23 protein-coding genes and 1 tRNA gene are annotated in these 24,544 nt (G+C 75.6%); 16 read left to right on the top strand and 8 right to left on the bottom strand.

Annotated elements, in window-relative coordinates; all coding sequences use genetic code 11:
* Positions 1-202: 202 nt before the first annotated feature.
* On the top strand, positions 203-454 hold the full coding sequence (locus ACZ56B_RS05520; protein WP_468786541.1) for a (2Fe-2S)-binding protein: 252 nt from the start codon (positions 203-205) through the stop codon (positions 452-454).
* On the opposite strand, the gene ACZ56B_RS05515 is transcribed toward ACZ56B_RS05520, so the two are convergent.
* On the bottom strand, positions 426-1,904 hold the full coding sequence (locus tag ACZ56B_RS05515) for a sensor histidine kinase (protein ID WP_468786539.1): 1,479 nt from the start codon (positions 1,902-1,904) through the stop codon (positions 426-428). The genes ACZ56B_RS05520 and ACZ56B_RS05515 overlap by 29 nt on opposite strands.
* On the bottom strand, positions 1,901-2,620 hold the full coding sequence (locus ACZ56B_RS05510; RefSeq protein ID WP_468786537.1) for a response regulator transcription factor: 720 nt from the start codon (positions 2,618-2,620) through the stop codon (positions 1,901-1,903). Before ACZ56B_RS05510 ends, ACZ56B_RS05515 begins: the two co-directional genes overlap by 4 nt.
* Positions 2,621-2,731: 111 nt before the next feature.
* On the opposite strand from ACZ56B_RS05510, the gene ACZ56B_RS05505 reads away from it, so the two are divergent.
* Entirely contained in the window at positions 2,732-3,280 is a 549-nt protein-coding gene (locus ACZ56B_RS05505; RefSeq protein WP_468786535.1) for a hypothetical protein, read from the top strand.
* A 16-nt stretch (positions 3,281-3,296) separates the two neighbouring features.
* Here ACZ56B_RS05505 and ACZ56B_RS05500 read toward each other — a convergent pair whose 3' ends face one another.
* Both ACZ56B_RS05500 and ACZ56B_RS05495 read right to left on the bottom strand, forming a co-directional pair.
* Positions 3,297-4,166 (bottom strand): spermidine synthase, encoded by an 870-nt coding sequence (locus ACZ56B_RS05500; protein ID WP_468786533.1) that lies wholly within the window; start codon positions 4,164-4,166, stop codon positions 3,297-3,299.
* Positions 4,167-4,251: 85 nt separating this feature from the next.
* On the bottom strand, positions 4,252-4,716 hold the full coding sequence (locus tag ACZ56B_RS05495; protein ID WP_468786531.1) for a hypothetical protein: 465 nt from the start codon (positions 4,714-4,716) through the stop codon (positions 4,252-4,254).
* A 296-nt stretch (positions 4,717-5,012) separates the two neighbouring features.
* Between ACZ56B_RS05495 and ACZ56B_RS05490 the strand changes: the two genes are divergently transcribed.
* Entirely contained in the window at positions 5,013-6,452 is a 1,440-nt protein-coding gene (locus ACZ56B_RS05490; protein ID WP_468786529.1) for a hypothetical protein, read from the top strand.
* A gap of 88 nt (positions 6,453-6,540) precedes the next feature.
* On the opposite strand, the gene ACZ56B_RS05485 is transcribed toward ACZ56B_RS05490, so the two are convergent.
* On the bottom strand, positions 6,541-7,137 hold the full coding sequence (locus tag ACZ56B_RS05485) for a histidine phosphatase family protein (RefSeq protein ID WP_468786527.1): 597 nt from the start codon (positions 7,135-7,137) through the stop codon (positions 6,541-6,543).
* Between the two features lie 183 nt (positions 7,138-7,320).
* Here ACZ56B_RS05485 and ACZ56B_RS05480 point away from each other — a divergent pair, with 183 nt between their 5' ends.
* The 7 genes from ACZ56B_RS05480 (at position 7,321) to ACZ56B_RS05450 (ending at position 13,761) form a co-directional block, all read left to right on the top strand.
* Positions 7,321-8,280, top strand: a complete 960-nt coding sequence (locus tag ACZ56B_RS05480; protein ID WP_468786525.1) for a phosphatase PAP2 family protein — start codon at positions 7,321-7,323, stop codon at positions 8,278-8,280.
* A 1-nt stretch (position 8,281) separates the two neighbouring features.
* Complete coding sequence (locus ACZ56B_RS05475) at positions 8,282-9,394, top strand: hypothetical protein (protein WP_468786762.1); 1,113 nt, start codon at positions 8,282-8,284, stop codon at positions 9,392-9,394.
* Positions 9,385-11,016: a hypothetical protein gene (locus ACZ56B_RS05470; RefSeq protein ID WP_468786523.1), complete on the top strand. Its 1,632-nt coding sequence runs from the start codon at positions 9,385-9,387 to the stop codon at positions 11,014-11,016. The genes ACZ56B_RS05475 and ACZ56B_RS05470 overlap by 10 nt, the downstream gene beginning before the upstream one ends.
* A complete protein-coding gene (locus tag ACZ56B_RS05465) occupies positions 11,013-12,368 on the top strand; it encodes an AAA family ATPase (RefSeq protein ID WP_468786521.1) in 1,356 nt (451 codons plus the stop codon). Before ACZ56B_RS05470 ends, ACZ56B_RS05465 begins: the two co-directional genes overlap by 4 nt.
* Positions 12,369-12,573: 205 nt before the next feature.
* The gene (locus tag ACZ56B_RS05460; RefSeq protein ID WP_468786519.1) at positions 12,574-12,939 is read left to right on the top strand and encodes a hypothetical protein; all 366 of its coding nucleotides are present in this window, start codon (positions 12,574-12,576) and stop codon (positions 12,937-12,939) included.
* Positions 12,940-13,094: 155 nt separating this feature from the next.
* Positions 13,095-13,697, top strand: coding sequence for a bifunctional DNA primase/polymerase (locus tag ACZ56B_RS05455; RefSeq protein ID WP_468786517.1), 603 nt, complete (start codon positions 13,095-13,097; stop codon positions 13,695-13,697).
* Positions 13,688-13,761, top strand: a tRNA-Lys gene (locus ACZ56B_RS05450). The genes ACZ56B_RS05455 and ACZ56B_RS05450 overlap by 10 nt, the downstream gene beginning before the upstream one ends.
* A 61-nt stretch (positions 13,762-13,822) precedes the next feature.
* Here the strand turns inward: ACZ56B_RS05450 and ACZ56B_RS05445 are convergent.
* Positions 13,823-15,040 (bottom strand): M6 family metalloprotease domain-containing protein, encoded by a 1,218-nt coding sequence (locus ACZ56B_RS05445; RefSeq protein WP_468786515.1) that lies wholly within the window; start codon positions 15,038-15,040, stop codon positions 13,823-13,825.
* A 434-nt stretch (positions 15,041-15,474) separates the two neighbouring features.
* Here ACZ56B_RS05445 and ACZ56B_RS05440 point away from each other — a divergent pair, with 434 nt between their 5' ends.
* The gene (locus ACZ56B_RS05440; protein ID WP_468786513.1) at positions 15,475-17,379 is read left to right on the top strand and encodes a putative bifunctional diguanylate cyclase/phosphodiesterase; all 1,905 of its coding nucleotides are present in this window, start codon (positions 15,475-15,477) and stop codon (positions 17,377-17,379) included.
* Here the strand turns inward: ACZ56B_RS05440 and ACZ56B_RS05435 are convergent.
* Both ACZ56B_RS05435 and ACZ56B_RS05430 read right to left on the bottom strand, forming a co-directional pair.
* A complete protein-coding gene (locus ACZ56B_RS05435) occupies positions 17,355-18,461 on the bottom strand; it encodes an LLM class flavin-dependent oxidoreductase (RefSeq protein ID WP_468786511.1) in 1,107 nt (368 codons plus the stop codon). The genes ACZ56B_RS05440 and ACZ56B_RS05435 overlap by 25 nt on opposite strands.
* A gap of 135 nt (positions 18,462-18,596) precedes the next feature.
* Positions 18,597-19,313 (bottom strand): maleate cis-trans isomerase family protein, encoded by a 717-nt coding sequence (locus ACZ56B_RS05430; protein ID WP_468786509.1) that lies wholly within the window; start codon positions 19,311-19,313, stop codon positions 18,597-18,599.
* Positions 19,314-19,797: 484 nt separating this feature from the next.
* Here ACZ56B_RS05430 and ACZ56B_RS05425 point away from each other — a divergent pair, with 484 nt between their 5' ends.
* The 5 genes from ACZ56B_RS05425 to ehuA all read left to right on the top strand — a co-directional run bounded on the left by ACZ56B_RS05425 (position 19,798) and on the right by ehuA (position 24,467).
* The gene (locus ACZ56B_RS05425; RefSeq protein WP_468786507.1) at positions 19,798-20,745 is read left to right on the top strand and encodes a D-2-hydroxyacid dehydrogenase; all 948 of its coding nucleotides are present in this window, start codon (positions 19,798-19,800) and stop codon (positions 20,743-20,745) included.
* A gap of 690 nt (positions 20,746-21,435) precedes the next feature.
* Complete coding sequence (ehuB, locus tag ACZ56B_RS05420) at positions 21,436-22,347, top strand: ectoine/hydroxyectoine ABC transporter substrate-binding protein EhuB (RefSeq protein ID WP_468786505.1); 912 nt, start codon at positions 21,436-21,438, stop codon at positions 22,345-22,347.
* Entirely contained in the window at positions 22,344-23,039 is a 696-nt protein-coding gene (gene ehuC / locus ACZ56B_RS05415; RefSeq protein ID WP_468786503.1) for an ectoine/hydroxyectoine ABC transporter permease subunit EhuC, read from the top strand. The genes ehuB and ehuC overlap by 4 nt, the downstream gene beginning before the upstream one ends.
* Positions 23,036-23,686, top strand: a complete 651-nt coding sequence (gene ehuD, locus ACZ56B_RS05410) for an ectoine/hydroxyectoine ABC transporter permease subunit EhuD (RefSeq protein WP_468786501.1) — start codon at positions 23,036-23,038, stop codon at positions 23,684-23,686. Before ehuC ends, ehuD begins: the two co-directional genes overlap by 4 nt.
* A complete protein-coding gene (ehuA, locus tag ACZ56B_RS05405; protein WP_468786499.1) occupies positions 23,676-24,467 on the top strand; it encodes an ectoine/hydroxyectoine ABC transporter ATP-binding protein EhuA in 792 nt (263 codons plus the stop codon). The genes ehuD and ehuA overlap by 11 nt, the downstream gene beginning before the upstream one ends.
* Positions 24,468-24,544 lie beyond the last annotated feature (77 nt).

Raw genomic sequence — 24,544 nt, 5'->3', positions numbered from 1 at the left:
TCCCTCCCCCCCCCCCTCCCCCCCCCCACCCCCCCCCCCCCCCCCCCACCCCCCTCCCCCCCCACCCCCCCCGCCCCCTCCCCCCCCCCCCCCCCCCCCCCCCCCCCCCCCCACCCCTCCTTCTTCGTCCTCCGGGCGGCAGGTAAGGTTAGGTTTGCCTTATCGACGCGTCGGGTCCCCGGTCGGTCGGTGCGGCACGACCATGGGCCCCGTCCGGGAGGTGAACCGCGTGTTCGTCTGCAGCTGCTTCGGCGTGACCGAGGAACAGGTGAGGAGCCACGCGGAGGCCGGTGCGCGCACGCCCCGGCAGATCGCCTCCGTCTGCAAGGCCGGTACCGACTGCGGCGGCTGCGTGCGGCGCATCCAGGCACTGCTGGGGCGCGGCGCCTGCCCCCGTCCCCTGGCCGGCCAGGGGGAACCGCAGCTCACGGCGAAGCTGCCCGAAGCCGCCTAGGGTCTTCCGTTCGGATCGGGCCGGGCCCCGCGAGCCCGGCCCGATCCCCACGAAAGGCCCTGAGGGCCGGGACCAGCCGGCCGGGGCCGCGCCGCCGCACGGTCCCCCGGTGCCCGCGCCGCCGCCGGGGCGTCCGCTCGCGTCCGTCGAGCTGGATCCAGATCCGCACCTCGGTCCCGCCGAGCACCGACGAGCCGATCCGCACGTCCCCGCCGGTCGACTCCGCGAGCCGGCGCACGATGTCCAGGCCGAGCCCGGTCGAGCCGTCGCTGCCCGAGCCCCGGCCGCGGGCCATCGCCGCCTCGGGGTCGGGTATGCCGGGACCCGCGTCGGAGACGAGCACGATCACCGCGTCGTCGCCGTTGTGCACGTCGACCGCGAAGGCGGTGCCCTCGGGGGTGTGCCGGAAGACGTTGCCGAGCAGGGCGTCGAGGGCGGCGGCCAGATCGGCGCGGGCCACGGGGATGCGCACCGGCCGGTCCGCCCCGGCCACCCGCCACTTGCGGCCCTCGTCCTCGGCGAGCGCCGACCAGAACGCCATCCGCTCCCGGACCACCTCGGCCGCGTCGCACCCGGCGCCGGGGCCGGCGGCGGCCGTCTGCGGCTTGGCCTCCCGGGCGGTGCGGATGATGGTGTCCACCTCGCGCTCCAGCTGCTCGACCGCCGCCCGGGTCTGCTCGGCGGCCGGACCGTCCCCGAGGGAGGCGGCGTTCAGCCGCAGCACGGTCAGCGGGGTGCGCAGCCGGTGGGACAGGTCGGCGGCCAGCTCCCGCTCGTTGGCGAGCAGTTGGACGACCTGGTCGGCCATGGAGTTGAACGCCACCGCCGCCAGCCGCAGTTCCTTCGGCCCCTCCTCGGGGACCCGGGCCCCCAGCTTCCCCTCCCCCAGCTCGCGCGCCCCCTCCACCAGCCGCCGGGCGGGCCGCACCATCCGCACGCCCAGCCGGTCGGCGACCGCGACCGAGCCGAGGATCAGCGCGACCCCGACCGCCGCGAGCACCGCCCAGGCCGTGCCGACGCCGTTGGTGACCTCGGACTCGGGGACGAACACCTCGACCACGGCGATCTCGCCGGTGCTGAGCGCGACCGGCTGGAGCAGGGTCGAGCCGCCGGGCACCGCGGAGGTGGAGGCGCGCCCCAGTTCCCGCACCGCCGCGATGTCCTCGGCGGCCGCCCGCCGACGCCCTATCTCCAGTTCCCCGCCGTCGTCGCCGGCCGGGATGTGCACGGCCACGGCGGTGTCGGAGCCGGTGGAGGCGACGACGCGTTCGAGCTGGTCGCGGTCGGTGGTGATGGACAGGGCGGGGGCGAGGGCCGCCGCCTCCCGCTCGGCGCCCGAGAAGGCGCGGTCGCGGGCCATCTCCCGGACGACCAGCCCGAGCGGCACCGCGAACGCGATCACGACCATCGCGGTCACCGCCAGCGACACCTTCACCAGCGCCCATCTCATCGTGGCGGTTCCCCTCCGGGCGCGGGGACGGCGGGCGGCTCCAGCTTCACGCCGACCCCCCGCAGGGTGTGCAGGTAGCGGGGCCGTGCCGCGGTCTCCCCCAGCTTCCGCCGCAGCCAGGACAGGTGGACGTCGATGGTCTGGTCGTCGCCGTAGGACTGCTGCCACACCTCGGCGAGCAGTTCCCGGCGGGAGACGACCACGCCGGGCCGCCCGGCCAGGAAGGCGAGCAGGTCGAACTCGCGCCGGGTCAGGTCGAGCCGCGTTCCGTCCAGTTCGGCCTGGCGGCGCAGCGGGTCGACGGTCAGCCCGCCGACCCGGAGCACGGGGGACGGCGCGCTCTCCGCGCCGCCGGACCGGGCCCGGCGCAGCACGGCCGCCATCCGGGCCGAGAGGTGCTCCACCGAGAAGGGCTTGGTCAAGTAGTCGTCCGCGCCCGCGTTCAGCAGGCGCACGATCTCCGTCTCGTCGTCCCGGGCGGTGGCGACGATCACCGGGACGTCCGTGATCCCGCGCAGCATCTTCAGGGCCTCGGAGCCGTCGAGATCGGGCAGTCCGAGGTCCAGGACCACCACGTCGAAGCGGAAATGGGCGACCTCGCGCAGCGCCTCCAGCGCCGTGCCGACGCTGCGCACGGTGTGCGAGGCGTCGGTCAGCTGCCGGATCAGCGCCGAGCGGACGAACTGGTCGTCCTCGACCACGAGAACACTTGCCATGGGCGGCACCGTACGCCATGCCGGGCGGGCTCCGTGCGGGCCTGTGGACAACTCCGGACACCCCCCGCGGACGCGACACCGCCGGGACGGGTGGGGCAAGATGGGCCGACGATGCGCAGAGGACTCGTACACGTACTGGCCTGGCTGCTCGCCACGGGCGCGGCGGTCACGCTGTCGTGGTGGGGCGTCAGCACGGTGCTGACGGGCACCGCCTACGAACCGCCCCGGGCCCTGCCCGTCGCGGCGGCCGACGCCACCGCCCGGGAGTCGGACCCGGTGTCCTCCTCGACCCGGCGGCCGTCGGACGAGCGCAGCTCCGAGGCCCCGGCGAAGCCGTCCCCGGCACCCGGCGGGACGACCGGCGAACCGGCCCCCGGGCCCTCGCGGACCGCGCCCCCGCGCTCCCCCGCCCCCTCCCCGTCCCCCACCACCGCCTCCGGCCGGGTCAGGGGTTACGACACCGAGGGCGGGCGGGCGGTCTTCGACCTCGGCGAGACCTCGGCGTCCCTGGTGTCGGCGACACCGGCGGCGGACTGGTCGATGCAGGTGTGGAAGACGGAGTCGTGGATCCGGGTGGAGTTCGCCTCGGGCGCGGACCGGGTGTCGGTCTTCTGCACCTGGCACGACGGCCCGCCGCGCGTGGAGATCGGGACCTACTGACCGGGGCCGGGGCCGTTCACCGGAACACCGAGGGGGGCGGGGCGGGCGACGCCACCGCCGCCAGGTCGGTCACCGGGACCGCCCCGCCGGTGAAGTCCTCGAGGTCCCTGCCGTGCTGCACCCGGCCCGGGTGCGGGTCGCAGGCGGCGCGGCGGGTCAGTTCGGCGACCGGCAGGGGCGCGTCGGAGGCGACCAGGACGGCGTTGCCGAAGCGCTTGCCGCGCAGGACCGCGGGGTCGGCGATCAGCGCGAGCCCGGCGAACCGGGCGGCCGCGGTGGCGACCTGGCCGCGCAGGTGCGCGAGCGGCGGCCCGTCGGCGAGGTTGGCGGCGTAGACCCCGCCGGGAGCGAGGACCCGGCGGACGTCGTCGAGGAACTCGGTCGAGGTCAGGTGGGCCGGTGTCCGGGCCCCGCTGAAGACGTCCGCGACGACGAGGTCGGCCCGTCCGTCCGGCACCTTGGCGAGTCCTTCCCGGGCGTCCGCCGCGCGCACCCGGATCCGGGCCCGGGGGTCCAGCGGCAGTTCCCGGCGGACCAGGCGCACCAGCGCCGCGTCCCGCTCGACGACCTGCTGGGTGGAGCGGGGGCGGGTGGCGGCGACGTACCGGGCGAGGGTGAACGCGCCGCCGCCGAGGTGCACGGCGTGCACGGGCCTGCCGGGCGGGGCGACGAGGTCGACGACGTGGCCGAGCCGGCGCTGGTACTCGAAGGAGAGGTGGGCGGGGTCGTCCAGGTCGACGTGCGACTGCGGGGCGTCGTCGACCAGCAGCGTCCAGGCCCGCGGCCGCTCCCGGTCGGGGACGAGCCGGGCGAGACCCCCGTCGACGCTCTCGACGACGGCTTCGGCGGCGGCCCGCCGGTGTCCGGGGTTCCTGGTCCTTCCCATGCGGGCATTGTCCCAGGCGTCCACCGCCCCCCGGTGGGCCCGGTGGTGGGCGGCCCCGGTCCGGCCGGCCGCCGGGCGGCGCCCGTCAGCAGCAGTTGTCCGCCGCCTCGATCAGCCGCTGGGCCTCGTCCAGTGCCGCCCGCAGCACCGCGGGGTCCGTCGCCGGGTCCGTCTCCCCGGGGGGCAGCAGCCAGTCCGAGCCCTCCACCGGCGGCTCGGGGGAGGGCCGCAGCCCGCGGCCGCCGGTCTCCGTGCAGGTGCTTCCCGGCACGTCCCACGCGGCGGCCGTGCCGGGCGGGACCAGGAAGCCGAGCGTGTCGCCGCCGTCGTGCAGGACGAGCCCCACCGCGTCCCCGGCGCCGCGCCGCAGGATGTCGACCGCCTCCAGGCCCTGCCGCGTCGGAACCGTGACCACGGCGCACTCGGGCGCCCCGGGGGAGGGGGCGCCGCCCGGGGCGGTCGTCCCGGGTCCGGCCGGCGGCGCACCCGGCGGCGCGCCCGACGCCGTGCTCGGCGGCGTCAGAGGATCGTTGCTCTGGCTGGTCACCATCCCGGCCTCCACCACACACATCCCTGCCTGAAAACGAGCGGGTCGGGAGTCGGGGGCCTCCCGGTCCACGGGGTTCAACGCGCCGGGCCGTCAACGGCAACGGGGAAAGTGCGCCGCAAAGGATGGCAGATCATGGCGGATCGCGACGGGGATATCCGGTTTGTGGCCAAACTCCGCGTGGCGACTCCGTCACAGCGGGTACGTTCTTGCCCGCCGGAAACAGGGCGACACTCCGACAACCGGACAACCCGCCCCGGATCCGGCATGGTTCGACGGTTCGCAGAGAGGACCCGGCCATGGCGTCGTCAACGGTGCCCTCGTCCCAGCCCGACCGGTCACCCCGGCCCAACCTCGCCTTCCGGCAGGTGCGCGGAGCGCGCTCGCCGGCCGAGTTCGCCGCGGCGGTCCGCCGGGCCGCCCGCGAGATCGGCGAGCAGGTCAGCTGTGACGCGCGGTACGTGCACCGGGTGGAGACGGGCGAGATCCGCTGCCCCAACTACGCCTACGAACGGGTGTTCCTGCACATGTTCCCCGGCCGCACGCTGACCGACCTGGGCTTCGCGCCCCGCGCGTCGGTCCGCGGACGCCGGGCCCGGCAGACCGGGAGCCCGCCCCCGGCGGGCGCCGCGGGCGGGACGCGCGCGGCGGACGGACCGTACGACACGCAGGACCGGTACGACACGTACGACAGGTACGACACGCACGACCACGAGGAGAGCGACGTGCTGCGTCGCGCATTCATGACCGGCGGGGGCGCCACGGTGGCCGCCGCCTCACTGGGCCCCCTCGGGTCCGCCCCGGACGCCTCGGCGGCGCAGCGCGCCGTGCGCCGCGCCGGGGAGGGCGACGCGGGCGCGCTGGAAGAAGCCGTCCGCCGGATCCGGCTGCTGGACGACCGGCACGGGGCGGACGGCCTCTACCGGCGCGCGGCGGCCCCCCTGCGCGCCGCCTACGCGTTGCTGGACGCCGGCGCGGTCCGGCAGCGGGCGGCGGACCGGCTGTACGCGGGCGCCGGGGAGCTGGCCATCTCGGTGGGCTGGCTGGCCCACGACTCGGGCCGCTTCGACGACGCGCGCTCGCACTACGCGGAGGCGCTGGCGACCGCGCGGGTGACCGGGGACCCGGGTCTGGAGGCGCACGCCTTCTGCAACACCGCGTTCCTCGCGCGGGACGCGGGCCGGCCCCGGGAGGCGGTGCGGGCGGCGCAGGCCGCGCAGCGGGTGGCGCGCCCGCTCGGCTCGCCGCGGCTGCTGTCGCTGCTGGCGCTGCGCGAGGCGGGCGGCTGGGCCGGGCTCGCCGACCGGGCGGGCTGCGAGCAGGCGCTGGCCCGGGCCCAGGCCTACTTCGACCGCGGCCCCTCGGAGGCGGACCCCGAGTGGATGAGCTTCTACGGGGAGGCCGAGCTGGAGGGCCTGGAGGCGCAGTGCTGGTCGACGCTCGGCGACTGGTCGCGCGCCGCCCGGCACGCGCGGCGGGCGGCGGAGCTCCAGAACCCGCACTTCACCCGCAACATCGCCCTGTACACGGCCGAGCTGGCGGACGACCTGGCGCGCGGCGGGCGTCCGGACGAGGCGGCCCGGGCCGGGATGCGGGTGCTGGACCTGCTGGCCGAGGTCCAGTCGTCCCGGGTGCGGACGATGCTGGCGGGCACGTCCCGCGTCCTGCTGCCGCACCGCCGCGTCCCGGACGTGTCGGCGTTCCTGGACCGCCACGCCTCGCCCCCCCGCGCGGTCTGAGGGACCCCGCGGGAGGTCCGCGGCCGGGCCCGCGCTCCCGCGCGGTCCGGCCGGGCGGCCCGCGTGCCGGTGCGCCGGCGGCCGCCGCTCAGCCGGTCAGGTGGCCCAGGTCGTTCCAGCTCTCGATGGCCGGCTCCCCGTACGCCCAGCCCAGGACCGACAGCGACGTCGGGTGGAGGCGGATGCGGGCCGCGAAGTCGAGGGGCAGGCCCAGCCAGCGGGCGCCGATGGAGCGGAGGATGTGCCCGTGAGCGAAGACCAGCACGTCCCGGTCGGCCGAGCGCGCCCAGGCCACCACCTCGTCCGCGCGGGCCGTCACCCCGGCGAGGTCCTCCCCCTCGGGGACGCCGTCGCGCCAGATGAGCCAGCCCGGCCGGAGGGCCCGTATCTCGGCCGGGGTCATGCCCTCGTACGCCCCGTAGTCCCACTCCAGGAGGGCGTCCCAGGTCTGCGCGCGCCCGCCGAAGCCGGCGAGTTCGCAGGTCTCCCGCGCGCGGGCCAGCGGGCTGGTGCGCACCTCGGCGTCCGGCAGCCCGTCGTACGGCGCCCGGCGCAGGCGCTCGCCGAGGAGCCCGGCGCCCCGCCGGCCCTCCTCCAGGAGCGGTACGTCGGTCCTGCCGGTGTGCTTGCCGGACAGCGACCAGGCGGTCTGTCCGTGCCGGGCCAGCAGGATGCGCGGTGCCATGGGAGACCTTCCGGGACATTCGCAGACGGAACCCCTCCATCATCGCTCACCCCGGTCACGGGCAACCCGGCGGGTGGCCCCGACGTCTATCAGGGCCGAGGGCGTCCCGCGGGGGACGCGCACACCGTAGAGTGACTGGCCGCCGACGGGCTCGGCGCGAGGACGAAAGGGGAGGGCGATCGGATGCCGCACACCGAGACACCGGGCATCGAGGCGGCTCCGGCGACCCGGTTGCGCGGGTGGACCGAACTGCCGCTGATCGTCCTGGTGTACGCCTGCTACTCGGCGGGGCGGCTGGTCGTCCGGGGCGACGTCTCCGACGCCGTGGACCACGGCCTGGCGATCCTGCGCATCGAGCAGGCCCTGTACCTGAACGCCGAGCATCCGCTCAACCGCCTCTTCACGCGGGAACCGTGGCTGGGCATACCGGCCGACTTCTGGTACGCGTCGCTGCACTACCTGGTGACGCCCGCCGTCCTCGTCTGGCTGTTCCGGTCCCACGCGGTGCGCTACCGCGCCGCCCGCACCTGGCTGATGACGTCCACCTTCATCGGCCTGATCGGCTTCACCCTGCTGCCCACCTGCCCGCCCCGGCTGCTCGACGCGAGCCACGGCTTCGTGGACACGATGGCCCACTACAGCTCCTGGGGCTGGTGGGGCGGCGAGGCGAGCGCCCCGCGGGGCCTGGGCGGGATGACCAACCAGTACGCGGCGATGCCGAGTCTGCACGTGGGCTGGGCGCTGTGGTGCGGGGTGATCCTGTGGCAGTGCGGGCGGACGCGCCTGGCCCGGACGGCCGCCGTGGTCTATCCGCTGGTGACCGTGGTCGTCGTGATGGGCACCGCGAACCACTACTTCCTCGACGCGGTCGCGGGGGCGGCCGTCATGGGCGCGGGACTGCTGCTGACGCCGGTCGTGATGCGGTACGCGGACCGGGTCAAGTCCCGTTTCCTGCCCCGCTTCGCACCGGTCGCGGCGGACTCCCCGGGCACCCGTTCCCCGATTGTCAGTGCAGGATGCCAGACTTCCGCGGGTGAGCGATTTCCACGGCAGCGGCGGCACCAGCCGCGGTACGGACCAGGATCCGAGCCGGACGCCCTCCCCTCGGACGCGGGGGAAGAGGCTCCGGCAGCGGCTCGCTGAGCTGCGCGGCCCCGAGGTCCCGGCCAAGGCCCTGGACGCGCGCGCCCTGGCCGCCCTCGCCGCCAACCCGGGCTGCAGACGGCGCGCGATCCTCGACGGCGCCGGGGTGAACAAGGCGGCGCTGGCGAGCGCGTTGGGAGCGCCGTCGGCCTTCGGGCAGTCCCAGTTCGCGTTCGTGCGGGGCAACGCCTTCGAGGCGAAGGCCAAGGCCGACGGCGGCGCCGAACTGCTGCGGCTGGCCCACGAGAAGCTGGACCGCTCGGCCGAACCGCCCGCCGCCGCGCGCGTGCCCGACCTGACCGCGCCCGGTCCCGAAGGGCGCCTGGAGCGCACGAGGCTGGCGCTGCGCGAGGCCGTCCGGGCCGCCGCGGCGGCCCCGGGCACCTGGACGCTGCTCGACCACCCGATGCTCGCCCTCGACGTCGCCGGCTCCCCCGCCTTCCTGGAGCCGGACGCGGTGGTGGTGCACCCGGACGGCAGCTGGACGGTCGTGGAGATCAAGTCCTTCCCCCTGCTGGACGGCGCCGCGGACCCGGCGAAGGTCGGCGCGGCGGCCCGTCAGGCGGCGGTGTACGTGCTGGCGCTCGAGGAGGCGGCCGGCCGGCTCGACCCTCCCCCGCGCGTGCGGCACCGGATCCTGCTCGTGTGCCCCAAGGACTTCTCCAACCTGCCCACCGCGTCGGCCGTGGACGTGCGCAGGCAGCGCGCGGTGACCGCCCGTCAGCTGGCCCGGCTCACCCGGATCGAGGAGATCGCCGACACGCTCCCGGAGGGCACGTGCTTCTCGCCGGAGCTGCCCGCCGAGCAGTTGGCGCAGGCCGTGGAGGCGGTCCCGGCGACGTACGCGCCGGAGTGCCTGTCGGCGTGCGAGCTGGCCTTCCACTGCCGGGACCGCTCCCGCGCGGCCGGCGCGGTGACCTCCCTGGGCCGTCCGGTCCGCGCGGAACTGGGCGGCCTGACGACGGTCGAGGACGTGCTGGCGGCGGCCCACGGCCGGGCCGGCGACCCCGGCGACCCGGTGGTGGCGGCGCTGCGGCGGGCGGCGGCCCTGCGCGCGGAGGCGCTGGGCGCCGCCGCCGTTCCCGCCGCCCGGGAGGTGGCCCCTTGTCGCTGATCGCGACCCTCGCCCGCCTCGAGGCCGTCAGCACCGGCCGCGCCCGGCCCGCCGCCACCGTCCGGCACCGGCACCTGTCCGACCGCCCCCTGGTGTTCGTGCCCCTCACCACCGCGGGCGAGGCGGGCGCCCCGCTCGGCGCGCTGGTGGGCACCGACCGGGACGCGCCGCGGCTGCTGGTCGTCCCGCAGCCGCGCGACCGCGACCTCCGGTTCGCGTTCCTCGCCGAACTGGCCGACGTGGTCCTGCCCTACGTCGACGGGTTCGCCGGCGCCGTGGAGGCGGCCGAGCGCACCGAGACCGACCCGGAGACCGGCAAGCGGGTCAGGGTCGAGGTCGAGCTGTGCGCGGACGCGCCCCAGCTGATCGTGCCGAGCCGGGCGGGCATCGACCTCGTGCGGCTCCTCGGCCGGTCCATGCGGTTCCGGCGCACGGCGGAGCAGGACCCCGAGACCCCGTTCCCGGCGCCGCCCCGGGTGCCGCTGCTGGGGCGGTGGCTGACGCACTTCGGGGAGCGGGCCCGGGTGCCCGGCTCGTCGCTGCTGCTGGCCGTGACGGACGTCCTGGCCCGGCACTGGGCGACCGGGCAGTCCACCCTGGAGGACCAGCACCTGGGGGCGCTGCTCGCCTGGATCGACCCGCCCGAGGGACGCTCCGGCGCCGAGGCCGCGCGGGAGGCCGAGCTGGCGCGGGACGCCGACGGCCAGTTGGTGTGCCCGCCCGCGGGCCCGGCGACCGACCCGGCGTTCGACAACAAGCTGCTCGCCCCGGCCATCGAGCGCTACGACCGCGCCCGCACCGCGCTCGCCGCCGCGCGGGACGGGCTGGAGGCCGACGCCCGGCTCGGCGCCCTGACCGCCGCCGAGCGGGAGATCCGCGCGCTGGTGGCGAGCCGCACCCGGCCCACCTGGGACGCGGTGTGGCGCGGCCTGGACCTGCTGCGGGAACTGCCGCCGGGCGCCCGCGTCGAGGAGCGGTGGACGCGCGACCGCTGGTCGTTCACCGGTCACCGGGACCGCGTGCTGGCCGGGGAGCCGCCGCAGCCGCGCCGCGACGACGCGGTCACCGCGGCGAACAAGCTGGCCGTGCGCGAGCGGGAGCAGGCCCGGCTGGAGGCCCAGGAGGCCCTGGACGACCCGCTGGTGATGGCCGGCCGGCGGCTGGCCGGGGAGGCCTTCGCGGGCGAGGTCGTCGACGTGGTGATGGCGTACAGCGAGAGCAGGCGGCCCAGCCCCCGTCCGCTGGTCACCGTCCGCACGGACGACCGCCCGCACCTGGGCGAGCGGACCCGGGTGTACCGCTCGCTGGACGGGAAGCCGCAGGCGGCGGAGTGCGCCGGGTACGAGGACGGCGGGCCGGACGGCGACGGCGGCGACGGCGGTGGCGGCGCCCTGGTCGTCCTGCGGATCCTGGACCGGATGGGCCGCGGCAAGGAGCCCGCGGAGGGGTCCGTGCCGGAGAAGGGCGACCGCGTGTGCTTCACGCTGTTCGAGCACGAGCCGCGCGGCGGGGCGAAGCTGCCCGACCCGGAGGAGACGCCGTGGACGCACGGCGGCCCGCCCGGTGAGGAGGCCGCCGTGCCGGAGGCCGCCGACCCCGTGACCGAGGAGGACCTCCTGTGACCACCGAGGCCGTGGCCTCCCGGACCGTTCCCGACCCCGGTGCGGCGGCCGCCCGCGCCACCGAGGCGATCCTGCGCGACACGCTGCACGGCGGCGCGCGCGGTGTCGTCGTCGACTCCCCGCCCGGCGCCGGCAAGTCCACCCTGGTGGTCCGCGCGGCCCTGGAACTGGCCGCGGCGGGCCGCCCGCTGATGGTGGTGGCGCAGACCAACGCGCAGGTCGACGACCTGGTGCTGCGGCTCGCGGAGAAGAACCCCGACCTGCCGGTCGGCCGGCTGCACAGCAGCGACACCGACCCGTACGACAAGGCCCTCGACGCGCTGGAGAACGTCCGCACGTCGGCGAAGGCGGCCGATCTCGCCGGCCTGGACGTGGTCCTGTCGACGGCGGCGAAGTGGGCGCACGTCAAGGGCGTCGAGCCGTGGCGGCACGCCATCGTCGACGAGGCGTACCAGATGCGCTCGGACGCGCTGCTCGCCGTGGCCAACCTGTTCGAGCGGGCGCTGTTCGTGGGCGATCCGGGGCAGCTGGACCCGTTCTCGATCGTGGGCGGCGAGCAGTGGGCGGGCCTGTCGTACGACCCGTCCGCGTCGGCCGTGACCACCCTGCTCGCCCACAACCCCGACCTGCCGCAGCACCGGCTTCCGGTGTCGTGGCGGCTGCCGGCCTCGGCGGCGCCCCTGGTGTCGGACGCGTTCTACCCGTACACGCCGTTCCGCAGCGGCACCGGCCACGGGGACCGCGGGCTCACCCTCGCCGTCCCGTCGGACGGCTCGGGCCCGGACCGGGTGATCGACGAGGCGGCCGAGTCCGGCTGGGGCCTGCTGGAGCTGCCCGCCCGGCACACCCCGCGCACGGATCCGGAGGCGGTGCGGGCGGTGGCGGCGGTGGTGCGCAGGCTGCTGGACCGCGGCGGCGCGACGACGTCCGAGCGGTCGGCGGACCCCGCCCCGCTGACCGCCGGCCGGATCGCCGTCGGCACCGCGCACCGGGACCAGGCGGCGGCGGTGCGGGCGGCGCTCGCGGAGCTGGGCGTGAGGGACGTCACGGTCGACACGGCGAACCGTCTCCAGGGCCGGGAGTACGACGTCACGGTGGTCCTGCACCCGCTCTCCGGCCGCCCCGACGCCACCGCCTTCCACCTGGAGACGGGCCGGCTGTGCGTGCTCGCCTCCCGGCACCGGCACGCGTGCATCGTGGTGTGCCGGGCGGGGGTGGGCGACCTGCTGGACGACTACCCGTCCACGGAACCGGTCCGGCTCGGCACCCTCGTGAAGTTCCCGGACGGCTGGGAGGCCAACCACGCGGTCCTCGCGCACCTCGCCGAACACCGCGTGCGGTGGCGGCCCTGACCGGCGCCGCGGCCGCCGGGCGGGACGCACCGGCCCTCCCCCGCCCCTCGCCGGGCACCGCGTGCGGCCCCGGCCCCGGCCGGGGGACGAGGCCCTCTTGCGCGGGCGCGGGACAATGGACGGTGGCCCGCCTCCCCGGGTGACCCCCGCTCGCGGGGGAGGACCGCCCCGGCGGGCCGACCGAGACGCACGAGAAGGAGAGATCATGGCGGAGCCCACGCCGCGTCGGGACGAACCGCGGCTACGCCCCGCGCCCCTGCTGTTCGAGCCCGCGGCGGCCGCCGCCGATCCGGAGCACTTCTTCGACCTGGAGTCGATCGACGATCCGCGCGCGCTGCTGGAGCGGGCGACCGAGCTGACGCTCGCGTTCCGGGCCGCGGCGGACCGGGCGATGGAGTTCCAGGCGGTGGCGGCGGCCCAGCTGGCCGACCCCCGGCGCTTCGACCGGCTGACGACGGCCGACATCGCGGAGCGCGCCGAGTGGACCGAGGACTACGCGAAGAAGATGGTGGAGTTCGGGCGGGGCCTCATGCGCGACGGCGAGGGCCCGGGGGACACCGGCCCGGCGTGAGCCCCGCGGCCCCGCGGCTTCCGGGGCCCGCGCGCCCGGCCCGAGCCGGGCCTGGCATATGCCAGGCGGGCACGATACCCCCTCCCCCGGCGCCGCGTCCCGGGTTTCGGCAACCCGGGGAAACCGTTCCCTCACGGCGGGTAGACCTGTGCGTCATGAGCAGCACACGGAATGCCTCCGACATCAGCGGCGTCACCCCGGACGGCGCCGCCTGGCTCGCCTCGGCGGGGACGTCCGCGCGCAGCACGCTCTCGCACTGGGCGGAGCGTGCGGCCGCCCCGGTCGTCCTGCCCTGCGGCACGGCCTTCGACGTGGTGAGCGTGCCCGCGGTCTTCGGGCGCCGGATGCTGGACCGGCTGTGGGAGGAGGGGCCGGGTTCCGGGCCGGTGGCGGAGTTCCGGGGCCGGATGCTGCTGTTCGCGTCGCCGGGGACGGCCCAGCGGCTGCCGGCCCTGCTGGAGTGGGAGGAGTGGGACGCGCACGACCGCGGGCCCGGCCGCACCGGCGGTGTCCCGCCGCTGCTGTGCCACGGCGCCGGCGACGCGGTGACGGTGCCGGCCCCCCTCGGCGCCACGGCCGCCGCGGACCGCTCCGGCTCGCGCTGGCTGGTCGCCCCGGACACGCGTCGTCCCTGGTTGCCGGGCCCGGAGGTGCTGCTCTGGGCGGCCGTACGGGCGGCCCGCGCGGCCGTGCGGATATCGATTTTTCCTCCCGCCGACCAGGGTGCTAATGTCTACGACGTCAGCAGGCGCCGCTAGCTCAGTTGGTTAGAGCAGCTGACTCTTAATCAGCGGGTCCGGGGTTCGAGTCCCTGGCGGCGCACGACACGCAGAAGGCCTCCTGTGAGAGCAGGGGGCCTTTCGCGTGTGCGCCCCGCCGGCGGTCAGCCCGTGGTGATCTTCACCGTCCACGCCCCCGAGGCCGTGCGTCCCTCCACCTCCACCCGTACGGACTCCCCGGGCACCGTGAAGCTCTCGCCGAGGGCGACCGGGGCGTCGGCGAGGGGCGGGTAGACCGAGTCCGTCGGGCAGGCCTCGGTGTGCGGGTGGGCGTCGACGACCTCGATGGGGCCGTCGCCGGACTGGGTGCCGCTGCGCACCCGGTAGACCAGCACTCCCTGCCGGCAGGCCGCCGCGTCGTTGCCGACCGGGCCGCGGGCCTCGAAGGCGAGCACGCTGTCGGTGCCGGTCCGCACGACCGCGAGCTTGGTGCCCCGGCCGAGCCCGAAGGACGGCGTCCCGGCCGCGCCCGTCACCGGCACCCCCGGCCCCGCCCCCAGCGGCTCCAGCGTCAGCCGCACCGGGCCCGGGCCCCGCACGCACCGCACCTGCCGCGGGTCCAGCCAGCCCAGTTTCCACTTGTGCCAGCCGAACAGGTCGGGCGCCAGGGCGAACTGGCTGCCCATCAGGTCCCAGTCGCCGACGTGGGTGTCCCAGTCGCCCTTGCCGTCCACGGGCCGGTGGTAGAGGTCGGGCAGGTCGAAGACGTGCCCGGTCTCGTGGGCGAGGACCAGCCGGTCCGGGGGGTGGTTCTCGAAGACCGTGACGACCCGGCGGATGTCGGTGCCGTCGGCCCGCAGCGGGGTGTCGAGGTTGACGACCTTGGTGGCGTCGGAGTCCACGCCCGGGGCGTCCGGGTCGGCGACGAGGTAGACGACGTCGTACCGCGAGAAGTCGACCTGCCCGTCGGTCACGGCGAGCGCGTCGCGCAGGTAGGCCGCCCGGTGGGGGACGGCCCAGTCGCGCCGTATGGCGTACGCGGTGGACGGGCGCGGCATCCGGATCCAGTGCCGCAGGGCGTGCGGGCGCAGGGTGAACCTGCCGTAGGAGGACCGCTGGAAGAAGTGGCTCGTGGCCGGGAAGTGGTCGGCGGCGAGTTCCTCGGGCGTGGTCAGCGGGTGCGAGTCCGGGAAGGACAGGAACACCATCACCGCGTCCAGGCTGCGGGACGGACGGGGATAGGCCCTGTTCCAGGTGTCCAGGCCCTCGGAGTGGTGCGCGTCGGTGCGGGTCAGGGCGCAGGGCGCCGGGGAGAAGGGCCCGGCGGAGGAGGGGACGGACACCATCGAGGTCGCCGCGAGCGCCGACATGGTGGTGCACATCGCCGCCGTGCTGCGCAGCCGGGGCCGTACACCCGGACGGCGCAGCGCCCGGAGGGTTTCCCGGCCGGGTCCTCGTCCTCTCAGGGGGAACTGGCGCGGCACGGAGACCTCCGGGAGACGGTTCACGGAACACCGCACCCAGAGTGTGTGCGTTTGTCGTATTGCGCCCTGTTCAACTGCACCGGACGGGTGAGGGAGCCGGGCCCTTCCGCCGGGCCCGGGTCCGGGGCGCCCCGGACCCGGGCGCCGCATACGGAGCGTCACAACCGTGCGGAGGCCTGTCGAAGCCGTCCATCGAACGGACGGAAACGGTCGGGAAGAGATGCGGGACCGCCCCGGAGACCGGACAGTGGCGAAAAGGGCCCGATGTCGGCCTCTATGATCGACAGACTTTCCTGTGCGGACAGCGATCGAGTGCACTGCGGGAGCGAGAGGTGAGCGGAACGTCCGAAGGGCCGGCGCCCGCAACGGATCTCGACCGACCAGTCGTCACGGGGAGTGAGACCGTCACGTCCTCCCGTACCGGGTCCCCGCCGCCCCCGCCGCCCCTCCCGCCCGCCCCGCCCCCTTCGTCCCCGGCCTCCCCGGCTCCCCCGGCCCCTCCGCCGTACCGTGCCGCCTTCGCGGCCGCGCCGCTCGCCATGGCCGTGGTCGACCGCGCGGGCACGGTGGTCAGCGCCAACGGCAGCCTCGCCGCCCTGCTGGGCAGCGACCCGGACGCCCTGACCGGCGCCGTCGCCGCCGATCTGGTGGACCTCTCCTCCGACGCCCGCGTCTGGCACGCCTACCGCGAGGTGCTGCGCGGACGGCGGGCGAAGCTGCGCTGCACGCGCCGGCTGAAGCACCCCGAGGGGCGCGTGCTGTGGGTACGGGTGACGGTCGCCCCGCTGCCCGCCGACGGCGAGGGCGTCCTGCTCTCGGTCACCGACATCAGCGCCCGCCGCGAGCTCCAGGCGCGGCTGCGGCACGCGCGGATGCACGACCCGGTGACCCGGCTGCCCAACCGCGCCCTGTTCCTCGAACGGCTGACGGCGGCCCTGGACGCGGAGTCCTGCGAGCGGAGCGGCACCGGCCGGATCGGTCTGTGCCACCTGGACCTGGACGGGTTCAAGGCCGTCAACGACACCCTCGGCCACCGCGTGGGCGACCGGCTGCTGGCCGCCGTCGCCGAGCGCCTGACGCGCTGCGCGCAGGAGGCCGGACGCACCAGGAACGGCGCCCCGCTGGTCGCCCGGCTCGGCGGGGACGAGTTCGCCCTGCTGGTGGAGGACTCCACCGGCACCGAACAGCTCGCCGACCTCGCCGAGTCGGTGCTCGAGGCGGTCCAGGCCCCCTTCGACCTCTGCGGCCGGCGGCTGTCGGTCTCCGCCTCCATCGGGGTGGTCGAGCGGCACGCCGCCGGGACCACGCCCACCGCGCTGATGCAGGCCGCCGACACCACGCTGTACTGGGCGAAGGCCGACGGCAAGGCCCGCTGGACCCTGTTCGACCCGGAGCGCAACGCCCACCGGGTGACCCGCCAGGCCCTCGCCTCCACCCTCCGCCCGGCCATCGAGCGGGGCGAGTTCGCGCTGGAGTACCAGCCGCTGGTCGGCATGGAGGACGACCGGGTGCACGGCGTGGAGGCCCTGGTGCGCTGGAACCACCCCCGGTTCGGCACCCTGACGCCGAATCGATTCATCGGGCTCGCGGAGGAGGACGGCTCGATCGTGCCGCTCGGCCGCTGGGTGCTGCGCACCGCCTGCCGCCAGGCCCGCCGCTGGCAGCAGGAGCACCCCGGGGAGCCGCCGATCTTCGTCAGCGTGAACGTGGCGGTGCGCCAGATCTGGGACTCCGACCTGGTGGCGGACGTCGCCGGGGTCCTGGCGGACACCGGTCTCGCGCCGCGGCTGCTGCAGCTGGAGCTGACGGAGTCGGCGGTGATGGGCTCGGCCGGCCGGCCGCTGCGGGTCCTGCAGGAGCTCAGCGCGATGGGCGTGCGCATCGCCATCGACGACTTCGGCACCGGCTACTCGAACCTGGCGTACCTGAGCCGGCTGCCGGTGTCCGTCCTCAAGCTGGACGGTGCCTTCGTCCGGGGCTTCCCCTACGAGGAGCGCGGCGCCGCCCCGCCGAACCCGGCCGACGAGGTGATCGTCGAGGCGATGGTCCAGCTCGCCCACCGGCTCGGCCTCACGGTCACCGCGGAGTGCGTGGAGACCGCGGCGCAGGCCACCCGGCTGCGCCGGATCGGGTGCGACACCGGTCAGGGCTGGCTGTACTCCCGTCCGGTGCCGCCGGACCGCATCTCCGAGCTGCTGGGCGCGCCCGGGGTTCAGGCGGGGAGCGGCAACCCGTAGGAGTCGGCGATGAGTTCGTAGGAGCGCAGCCGCGCCCCGCCGCTGTGCGCGTTGGCCGTGAGCATCAGCTCGTCGGCGCCGGTGCGCTTGTGCAGGTCGTCCAGTCCGGCGCGGACCTCGTCCGGGGTGCCGTGGACGACGTTGGCGTTCCAGGAGTCGACGAACTCCCGCTCCATGGGGGTGAAGGGGTACGCCTCCGCCTCCTCGGGGGTGGGGACCAGGCCCGGGCGGCCGGTGCGCAGCCGGACCATGTTCAGGGCGGCGGCCAGCACCTGCCGGCGGGCCTCCTTCTCGTCGTCGGCCGCGAGCGCGGAGACGCCGATCAGGGCGTAGGGCGCGTCGAGGACCTCGCTGGGCCGGAAGCTCTCGCGGTACAGGTCTAGGGCGGGGAGGGTGTTCTGCGCCGAGAAGTGGTGGGCGAAGGCGAACGGCAGGCCGAGCAGGCCGGCCAGCCGGGCGCTGAAGCCGGAGGAGCCGAGCAGCCAGACCGGCGGGCGGTGCGGGGACTGCACCCCGCCGGGCGAGGTGCCCTGCACCGGACCGGGCACGGCGTGGATCCGGCGGTAGGGGTGCCCGTCGGGGAAGTCGTCGTCCAGGAAGCGGGTCAGCTCGGCGAGCTGCTGGGGGAAGTCGTCGGCGCCCTCGTTCAGCCGCTCGGCGCGGCGCAGGGCCGCCGCCGTGGCGCCGTCGGTGCCGGGGGCGCGGCCGAGGCCGAGGTCGATCCGCCCGGGGGCCATGGCCTCCAGGGTGCCGAACTGCTCGGCGATGACGAGCGGCGCGTGGTTGGGGAGCATGACGCCGCCGGAGCCGAGCCGTATGCGCTCGGTGCGGGCGGCGAGGTGGGCCAGGATCACGGCGGGGGACGAGGAGGCCACGCCCGGCATCGAGTGGTGCTCGGCGACCCAGTAGCGGTGGTAGCCGCGCGCCTCGGCGAGGCGCGCGATGTCCACGCTGGTCCGCAGGGCGTCGCTCGCCGTGCTGCCGGCGCCCACGGTGACCAGGTCGAGCACCGACAGCGGGACGGGGGCGGTGCCCCGGGCCGTGCCTCGGATCTCGTCGGCTGCGGTGTCGTCTGCGGCCACGGTGCGGTGCCTCCTGTGTGTCGCCGTGCGTGGTCGGCGCGCCGTCCGCGCGCCCTCACTCCGGCCGACAACAGGGGGCGGCCCCCGCTTATTCCTCCGGTGCGGGGGCCCGCCGCGCGCCCCGGCGCGGGGTGCTCACACCTGCACGACCGGCTCCCGGGTGAACAGCGCGCCCAGTTCCGGGGCGTTCACCCGGCGGTCGGCCAGGCGCAGCCCTTCCCAGACCGTGACCTGGTTGGCGGTGAGGACCGGCTTGCCCAGCTCCTCCTCCAGGGCCGGGATGTGGGCGACCGTGTGCAGCGCCGTGTCCGGCAGGAGCAGCGCCCGGGCGTCCGGGGTGTCGGCCGCGCGGGCCAGGGCGAACAGCTCGGTCCCGCCCCAGGCGCCCGCCTCCTCCGCCGTGGTCATCCCGCAGGCGCGCACCCGGGTCACCTCCGCCCCGCCGGCCCGCAGGAAGTCGGCGAAGAGCCCGGCCACGTCGTCCGGGTAGGTGGCCCCGACGGCGACCCGCCGCACCCCGATCTCCCGCAGCGCGTGCACGAAGGCGAAGGACGTGGACGAGGCGGGCATGCCGGCCGCCAGGGCGAGGCCGCGCACCTGCTCGTGGGCGCCGTCCCAGCCGTGCGCGAAGCTGCCCCTGGTGCTGGCCCACACCACGGCCTCGGCGCCCGAGAGCCGCAGGTCCTGCAGCCCGGCCGCCAGCCGCTCCGGCGAGCCCGTCTCCCGCAGCGCGTCCACGCCGCTGTCGGTGTGCACCAGGTCCACCCGGATGTCGCTGCCCAGCAACTGCTCCATGCGTGGGTAGTCGTCCTCCGCGGAGTGGCCCGGATAGAGGAATCCCAGTGCGGTCATGTCCAGCCTTCCTGCTGCTTCTCCTCCTCCGGCACCACCGCGCCGGACCCCCTGGCCCGGCGGCGCGGTCCCGGAGCGCGCCGTCACGTCGGCCGGCGCCCGATACGGTCCCACCGCCCGGGTACCCCGTCGGCGCAACGCCGCTCCCGTGATCACCCGGTCGACCGGGATGCCCGGTATGCGAAGTCCCGCCTCCGGCGGGGGATCACGTCGCGGGCCGGTGCGTCGCGGGCCGGTGCACGGCGGGAGCGGCGCGCCGGGGCGGCGATCGCCGGTGCCGCGCCCGCCCGGCTGCCCGCCCCGCGCCCCGCGCGCCCGCCCGCGACGCCGCCGACGGAGCCGCCCGGCGTCGCGGGCGGGGGCGACGGCCCCGGGAACGGCCGTGTTGACGACGGCGGGTCCGGGTGCGAGCGTGGTCGGTCCGCGTGTCCCGGAGCATCCGGAACCACGAAGACTCCCGGCCATCCTGGAGGACCGGCGGCCCATGACCCCTCCCACGCTGCTCGTCCTGGACGCCGACCCGCTCCCCCGTCTCGGCCGGCTCACCGGCCGGGTCCGGATCGAGCACGCCGACGCCTCGACGCTCGCCGAGCGCCTCCCGCACGCGGACGTGCTGCTGGTGTGGGACTTCACCTCCCACGCGGTCCGCGAGGCGTGGCCCGGCGAGGGCCCCCGTCCGCGCTGGGTGCACGCGGCGAGCGCCGGCGTGGACCACCTGCTCGGTCCGGAACTGGCCGCCTCCGACACGGTGGTCACCAACGCGCGCGGGGTCTTCGACCGGCCGGTCGCCGAGTACGTCGCGGCCCTCGTCCTCGCCTTCGCCAAGGACCTGCCGCGGACGCTGGAGTTGCAGCGGGAGCGGACCTGGCGGCACCGGGAGACGCGCCGGGTCGCCGGGACCCGGGCCGTCGTGGTCGGCTCCGGGCCGATCGGCCGGGCGATCGCCGGCACGCTCACGGCGCTCGGCGTCACCACCGCCCTGGTCGGCCGCACCGGGCGCACGGGCGTGCACGGCCCCGAGCACCTGGACCGGCTGATCGCCGGCGCGGACTGGGTGATCGCCGCCGCGCCCCTGACGGACCGGACGCGGGGCATGTTCGACGCCCGCCGCTTCGGCGTGATGCAGCCCTCCGCCCACTTCGTCAACGTCGGCCGCGGGCAGCTGGTCGTGGAGGAGGCGCTCGCCGAGGCGCTGCGGCGGCGCTGGATCGCGGGCGCGGCGCTGGACGTGTTCGCGTCCGAGCCGCTCGCCCCCGACAGCCCGCTGTGGCGGGTGCCGGGGCTGGTCGTGTCACCGCACATGAGCGGCGACACGGTGGGCTGGCGGGACGAACTCGCCGCTCAGTTCGTGGAGTTGTACGAGCTGTGGGCGGCGGGCAAGCCACTGGTGAACGTGGTCGACAAACGGCGCGGATACGTCCCCGGGCCCTGACGCCCCGTGCGGGGCCCCCGGCGCCGCACGGGGCGGGGGCGGGCCTCGCGTCCGCCGGAAGCCGAGCGCCTCCCCGGCCCCTCCCGCGCGCCCCGGCCCCGCCCGAGCACCACGGGCCGTCGCAGCCCTCGGCCACGGCCTCCGGGCCCTCCGCCGCCTGCCCCGGGGGGCGGGGCCCGGTACCCGGCCGACGTCGCCGTCCGGCAGCGGATCGTTCCGCTCGCGGAAGCGGGCCGGGTCCGCGCGGGTGGTGCCGGGGCGGACCTCGCGGTCGTGACCGTGGGCCGTGGCGCCGTGGACCGTGGAGCCGGGGCCGTGGGGCCGTGGCCCGGTTCGGCGCCCGGAGGGGGAACAGCGGAGATCTCCGGCAAGGGGCGTGACGGCCGGATCCTCCGGCGGCGGCCCGGATGCCGCGAAGGGTGGGAACAGGGGCGTGCATCCCGTTGCGCGCGTGCGGCGTGATGGACGTCACCGGACGGCGGGAGGGAGTTCCGGACCGCGGCGCGGGTGACGGGCGCCCGGTCGCCGGACCGTCGGGCCGTGCGGGTGATTCCGCGTTTGACCAGCGCGAGCTCGAGATACCGGTCAGCCATGCGTCCCCTGTTCCCGCGCCGGTCGGGACGGCCCGACCGCCGAGCGGGGCCGGAACCGGCCGGAATAACTCGCATCGCATCGGGTAGCGGCGCCGCCATGGCTCCACCACTGCATCCATTCCGACATCGGAGAACCTCCGGGCCCTCCCGCCGGTCGCTGCTCGCGGGGGTCGCGGCGCTCGGCGCGCTGGGCGCCGCGGGCTGTTCCCGCGTCCCCACCGAGGCGAGCACGAACGGCGGTGACCTGCTGGACCGCCTCAGGGCGGCGGGCGTCGTCCGCCTGGGCATCGCCGGGGAGATACCCTTCGGCTACATCGACAAGGACGGCGAGCTCACCGGCGAGGCGCCGGAACTGGCCAAGGTCATCTTCAAGCGGCTGGGCGTGGACCGGGTCCAGCCCGTGCCGACCGAGTTCGGCTCGCTGATCCCGGGGCTGAACTCCCAGCAGTTCGACGTCGTGGCCGCCGGGATGTACATCAACCCCGACCGCTGCGAGCAGGTCATCTTCTCCGACCCCGACTACCAGATGCTCGACTCCTTCATCGTGCGCAAGGGCAACCCGCTGGGACTGCGCGACTACCGGGACGTCGTCGAGAAGAAGGCGAGGTTCGCCACCGGCACCGGGTACGCGGAGATCGCGTACGCCGTGGAGGCCGGGTACGCGGAGAGCGACATCCTCATCGTCCCCGACCAGGTCGCCGGGCTGAACGCCGTGGAGGCCGGGCGCGTGGACGTCTTCGCCGGCACCGCGCTCACCACCCGCGAGGTGGTGAAGAAGTCGCGCAAGGCCGAGGTCACGGAGCCGTTCAAGCCGATCGTCGGCGGCAAGCCGCACGTGGACGGCGGCGGCTTCGCCTTCCGGCCGACCGAGACGAGGCTGCGGGACGCCTTCAACGTCGAGCTGCGGGGACTCAAGGAGAGCGGCGAGCTGCTGCGCATCCTGAAGCCGTTCGGGTTCACCGAGGACGAGATGACGGATCTGACCGCGAAGGAGCTGTGCGGCGGATGACCCCGGGACTCTGGGAACTCGTACTCGAAGGCGCCTGGGTCACGGTCCAGCTCCTCGTCCTCAGCGCGCTGCTGGCGACGGCGGTGTCCTTCGTGGTCGGCGTGGCGCGCACCCACCACCGGTGGATCGTCCGCTTCCTCGCGGGCCTCTACACCGAGGTGTTCCGCGGGACCTCGGCCCTGGTGATGATCTTCTGGGTGTTCTTCGTGCTGCCCCCGGCCTTCGGCTGGCAGCTGGTGCCGCTGTGGGCGGGCACGCTGGCGCTCGGCCTGACCTACGGGGCGTACGGCTCGGAGATCGTGCGCGGCGCCCTCGCCGCGGTCGACCCGGCCCAGCGCGAGGGCGGCATCGCGCTGAGCTTCACGCCCTGGCAGCGGATGCGGCTGATCCTGCTGCCGCAGGCGGTGCCGGAGATGATCCCGCCGTTCTCCAACCTGCTGGTCGAGCTGCTCAAGGGCACCGCCCTGGTGTCGATCATGGGCATGGGCGACCTGGCGTTCAGCGGCAACCTGGTGCGCCTCGCCCTCCAGGAGAGCGCGGAGATCTACACGTACATCCTGCTGATCTACTTCGTGATCGCCTTCCTGCTGACCCGCCTGATGCGCGGCCTGGAGAAGAAGCTGAAGGCGGGCGTCGGCAAGAGGCAGCAGGCGGCCCCGGCCCGCGTGCCCGAGGGGAGTGGTGTCTCGTGACGTGGGACTGGAGCGCGGTCGCCGACTTCATGCCGCACTTCTGGGAAGGCCTGCTGGTCACCCTGCAGATCCTGGTCCTCGGCTCGCTGATCTCGTTCGTGCTGGGCCTGGTGTGGGCGCTGCTGATGCGGGTGCCGACGCGCTGGGTGACCTGGCCGGTCGGGGCGCTGACGGAGTTCGTCCGCAACACCCCGCTGCTGGTGCAGCTGTTCTTCCTCTTCTACGTGCTGCCCGAGTGGGGGTTCACCTTCTCGGCGCTGACCACCGGCGTCTTCGCCATCGGCCTGCACTACTCGACGTACACGATGCAGGTCTACCGGGCCGGCATCGAGGCCGTGCCGGCGGGCCAGTGGGAGGCGGCGACGGCGCTGAACCTGCCGCTGCGCCGGACGTGGACCGCGGTGATCCTGCCGCAGGCCGTGCGCAGGGTGGTGCCCGCGCTCGGCAACTACGTCATCTCGATGCTGAAGGACACCCCGATGCTGATGGCGATCACCGTGCTGGAGATGCTCGGCGAGGCGCGGCTGTTCGCCCAGCAGAACTTCCAGTTCACCGAGCCCCTGACGGTGATCGGTCTCGCCTTCATCGTCATCTCCTACCTGGCCTCCCTTGCCCTGCGAGCCCTGGAGCGACGCCTTGTCCACTGACACCCACGCCCCGTTCGGGAAGAAGCCCGGCAGTCCGAGGAGCACCGGCGAGCTGATCCGTCTGGAGCGGGTCACCAAGCGGTTCGGGGACCACACGGTCCTGGACCACCTGGACTTCTCCGTGGACGCCGGCCGGCACGTCACCCTGATCGGCCCGTCCGGATCGGGCAAGACCACGATCCTGCGGCTGCTGATGACGCTGCTGAAGCCGGACGAGGGCACCATCACCGTCGACGGGGACCGGCTGTTCCCCGCGCCCGAGAAGCAGGTCCGCGAGGTCCGCAAGAAGATCGGGATGGTGTTCCAGCAGTTCAACCTGTTCCCGAACATGACGGTGCTGAGGAACATCACCGAGGCCCCGGTCACCGTGCTCGGCCTGTCCAGGGACGAGGCCGAGGAGCGGGCGCGGGAGCTGCTGGAGCTGGTCGGCCTGTCGAGCCACGTCGACAAGCACCCCGCGCAGCTGTCCGGCGGCCAGCAGCAGCGGGTGGCGATCGCGCGGGCGCTGGCGATGCGGCCGCAGGTGCTGCTGCTGGACGAGGTGACCTCGGCGCTGGACCCGGAGCTGGTCGCGGGCGTCCTGGACGTGCTGCGGGACATCGCCCGCTCCACCGACATCACCATGCTCTGCGTGACCCACGAGATGAACTTCGCCCGGGACATCTCGGACCAGGTGCTGATGTTCGACTCCGGCCGGGTCATCGAGGCGGGCGCGCCGGAGAAGATCTTCAACGAGCCGGAGCACGACCGGACGCGGGAGTTCCTCAGCGCGGTCCTGTGACCACGGGGCGGGTGCGGGCGAACGTCCCGGCTCCCCGCTCCGGCGCATACCTCTGGCATGTGTCAAGGGGCCTGCCG

It is taken from the genome of Streptomyces sp. NPDC034670, assembly GCF_055574875.1.
Note: the sequence above shows the minus strand (reverse complement) of the source record. Positions and strands in the feature narration are given on the sequence as shown.

Excerpts from the sequence above, each read along its gene's own strand:
- ACZ56B_RS05505 (WP_468786535.1), top strand. The coding sequence starts at position 2,732 with ATGCGCAGAGGACTCGTACACGTACTGGCCTGGCTGCTCGCCACGGGC.
- ACZ56B_RS05480 (WP_468786525.1), top strand. The coding sequence starts at position 7,321 with ATGCCGCACACCGAGACACCGGGCATCGAGGCGGCTCCGGCGACCCGG.
- ACZ56B_RS05500 (WP_468786533.1), bottom strand. The coding sequence starts at position 4,166 with ATGGGAAGGACCAGGAACCCCGGACACCGGCGGGCCGCCGCCGAAGCC.
- ehuC (WP_468786503.1), top strand. The coding sequence starts at position 22,344 with ATGACCCCGGGACTCTGGGAACTCGTACTCGAAGGCGCCTGGGTCACG.
- ACZ56B_RS05430 (WP_468786509.1), bottom strand. The coding sequence starts at position 19,313 with ATGACCGCACTGGGATTCCTCTATCCGGGCCACTCCGCGGAGGACGAC.
- ACZ56B_RS05425 (WP_468786507.1), top strand. The coding sequence starts at position 19,798 with ATGACCCCTCCCACGCTGCTCGTCCTGGACGCCGACCCGCTCCCCCGT.
- ehuB (WP_468786505.1), top strand. The coding sequence starts at position 21,436 with ATGGCTCCACCACTGCATCCATTCCGACATCGGAGAACCTCCGGGCCC.
- ACZ56B_RS05495 (WP_468786531.1), bottom strand. The coding sequence starts at position 4,716 with ATGGTGACCAGCCAGAGCAACGATCCTCTGACGCCGCCGAGCACGGCG.
- ACZ56B_RS05455 (WP_468786517.1), top strand. The coding sequence starts at position 13,095 with ATGAGCAGCACACGGAATGCCTCCGACATCAGCGGCGTCACCCCGGAC.
- ACZ56B_RS05485 (WP_468786527.1), bottom strand. The coding sequence starts at position 7,137 with ATGGCACCGCGCATCCTGCTGGCCCGGCACGGACAGACCGCCTGGTCG.
- ACZ56B_RS05490 (WP_468786529.1), top strand. The coding sequence starts at position 5,013 with ATGGCGTCGTCAACGGTGCCCTCGTCCCAGCCCGACCGGTCACCCCGG.
- ACZ56B_RS05510 (WP_468786537.1), bottom strand. The coding sequence starts at position 2,620 with ATGGCAAGTGTTCTCGTGGTCGAGGACGACCAGTTCGTCCGCTCGGCG.
- ACZ56B_RS05515 (WP_468786539.1), bottom strand. The coding sequence starts at position 1,904 with ATGAGATGGGCGCTGGTGAAGGTGTCGCTGGCGGTGACCGCGATGGTC.
- ACZ56B_RS05520 (WP_468786541.1), top strand. The coding sequence starts at position 203 with ATGGGCCCCGTCCGGGAGGTGAACCGCGTGTTCGTCTGCAGCTGCTTC.
- ACZ56B_RS05445 (WP_468786515.1), bottom strand. The coding sequence starts at position 15,040 with ATGTGCACCACCATGTCGGCGCTCGCGGCGACCTCGATGGTGTCCGTC.
- ACZ56B_RS05460 (WP_468786519.1), top strand. The coding sequence starts at position 12,574 with ATGGCGGAGCCCACGCCGCGTCGGGACGAACCGCGGCTACGCCCCGCG.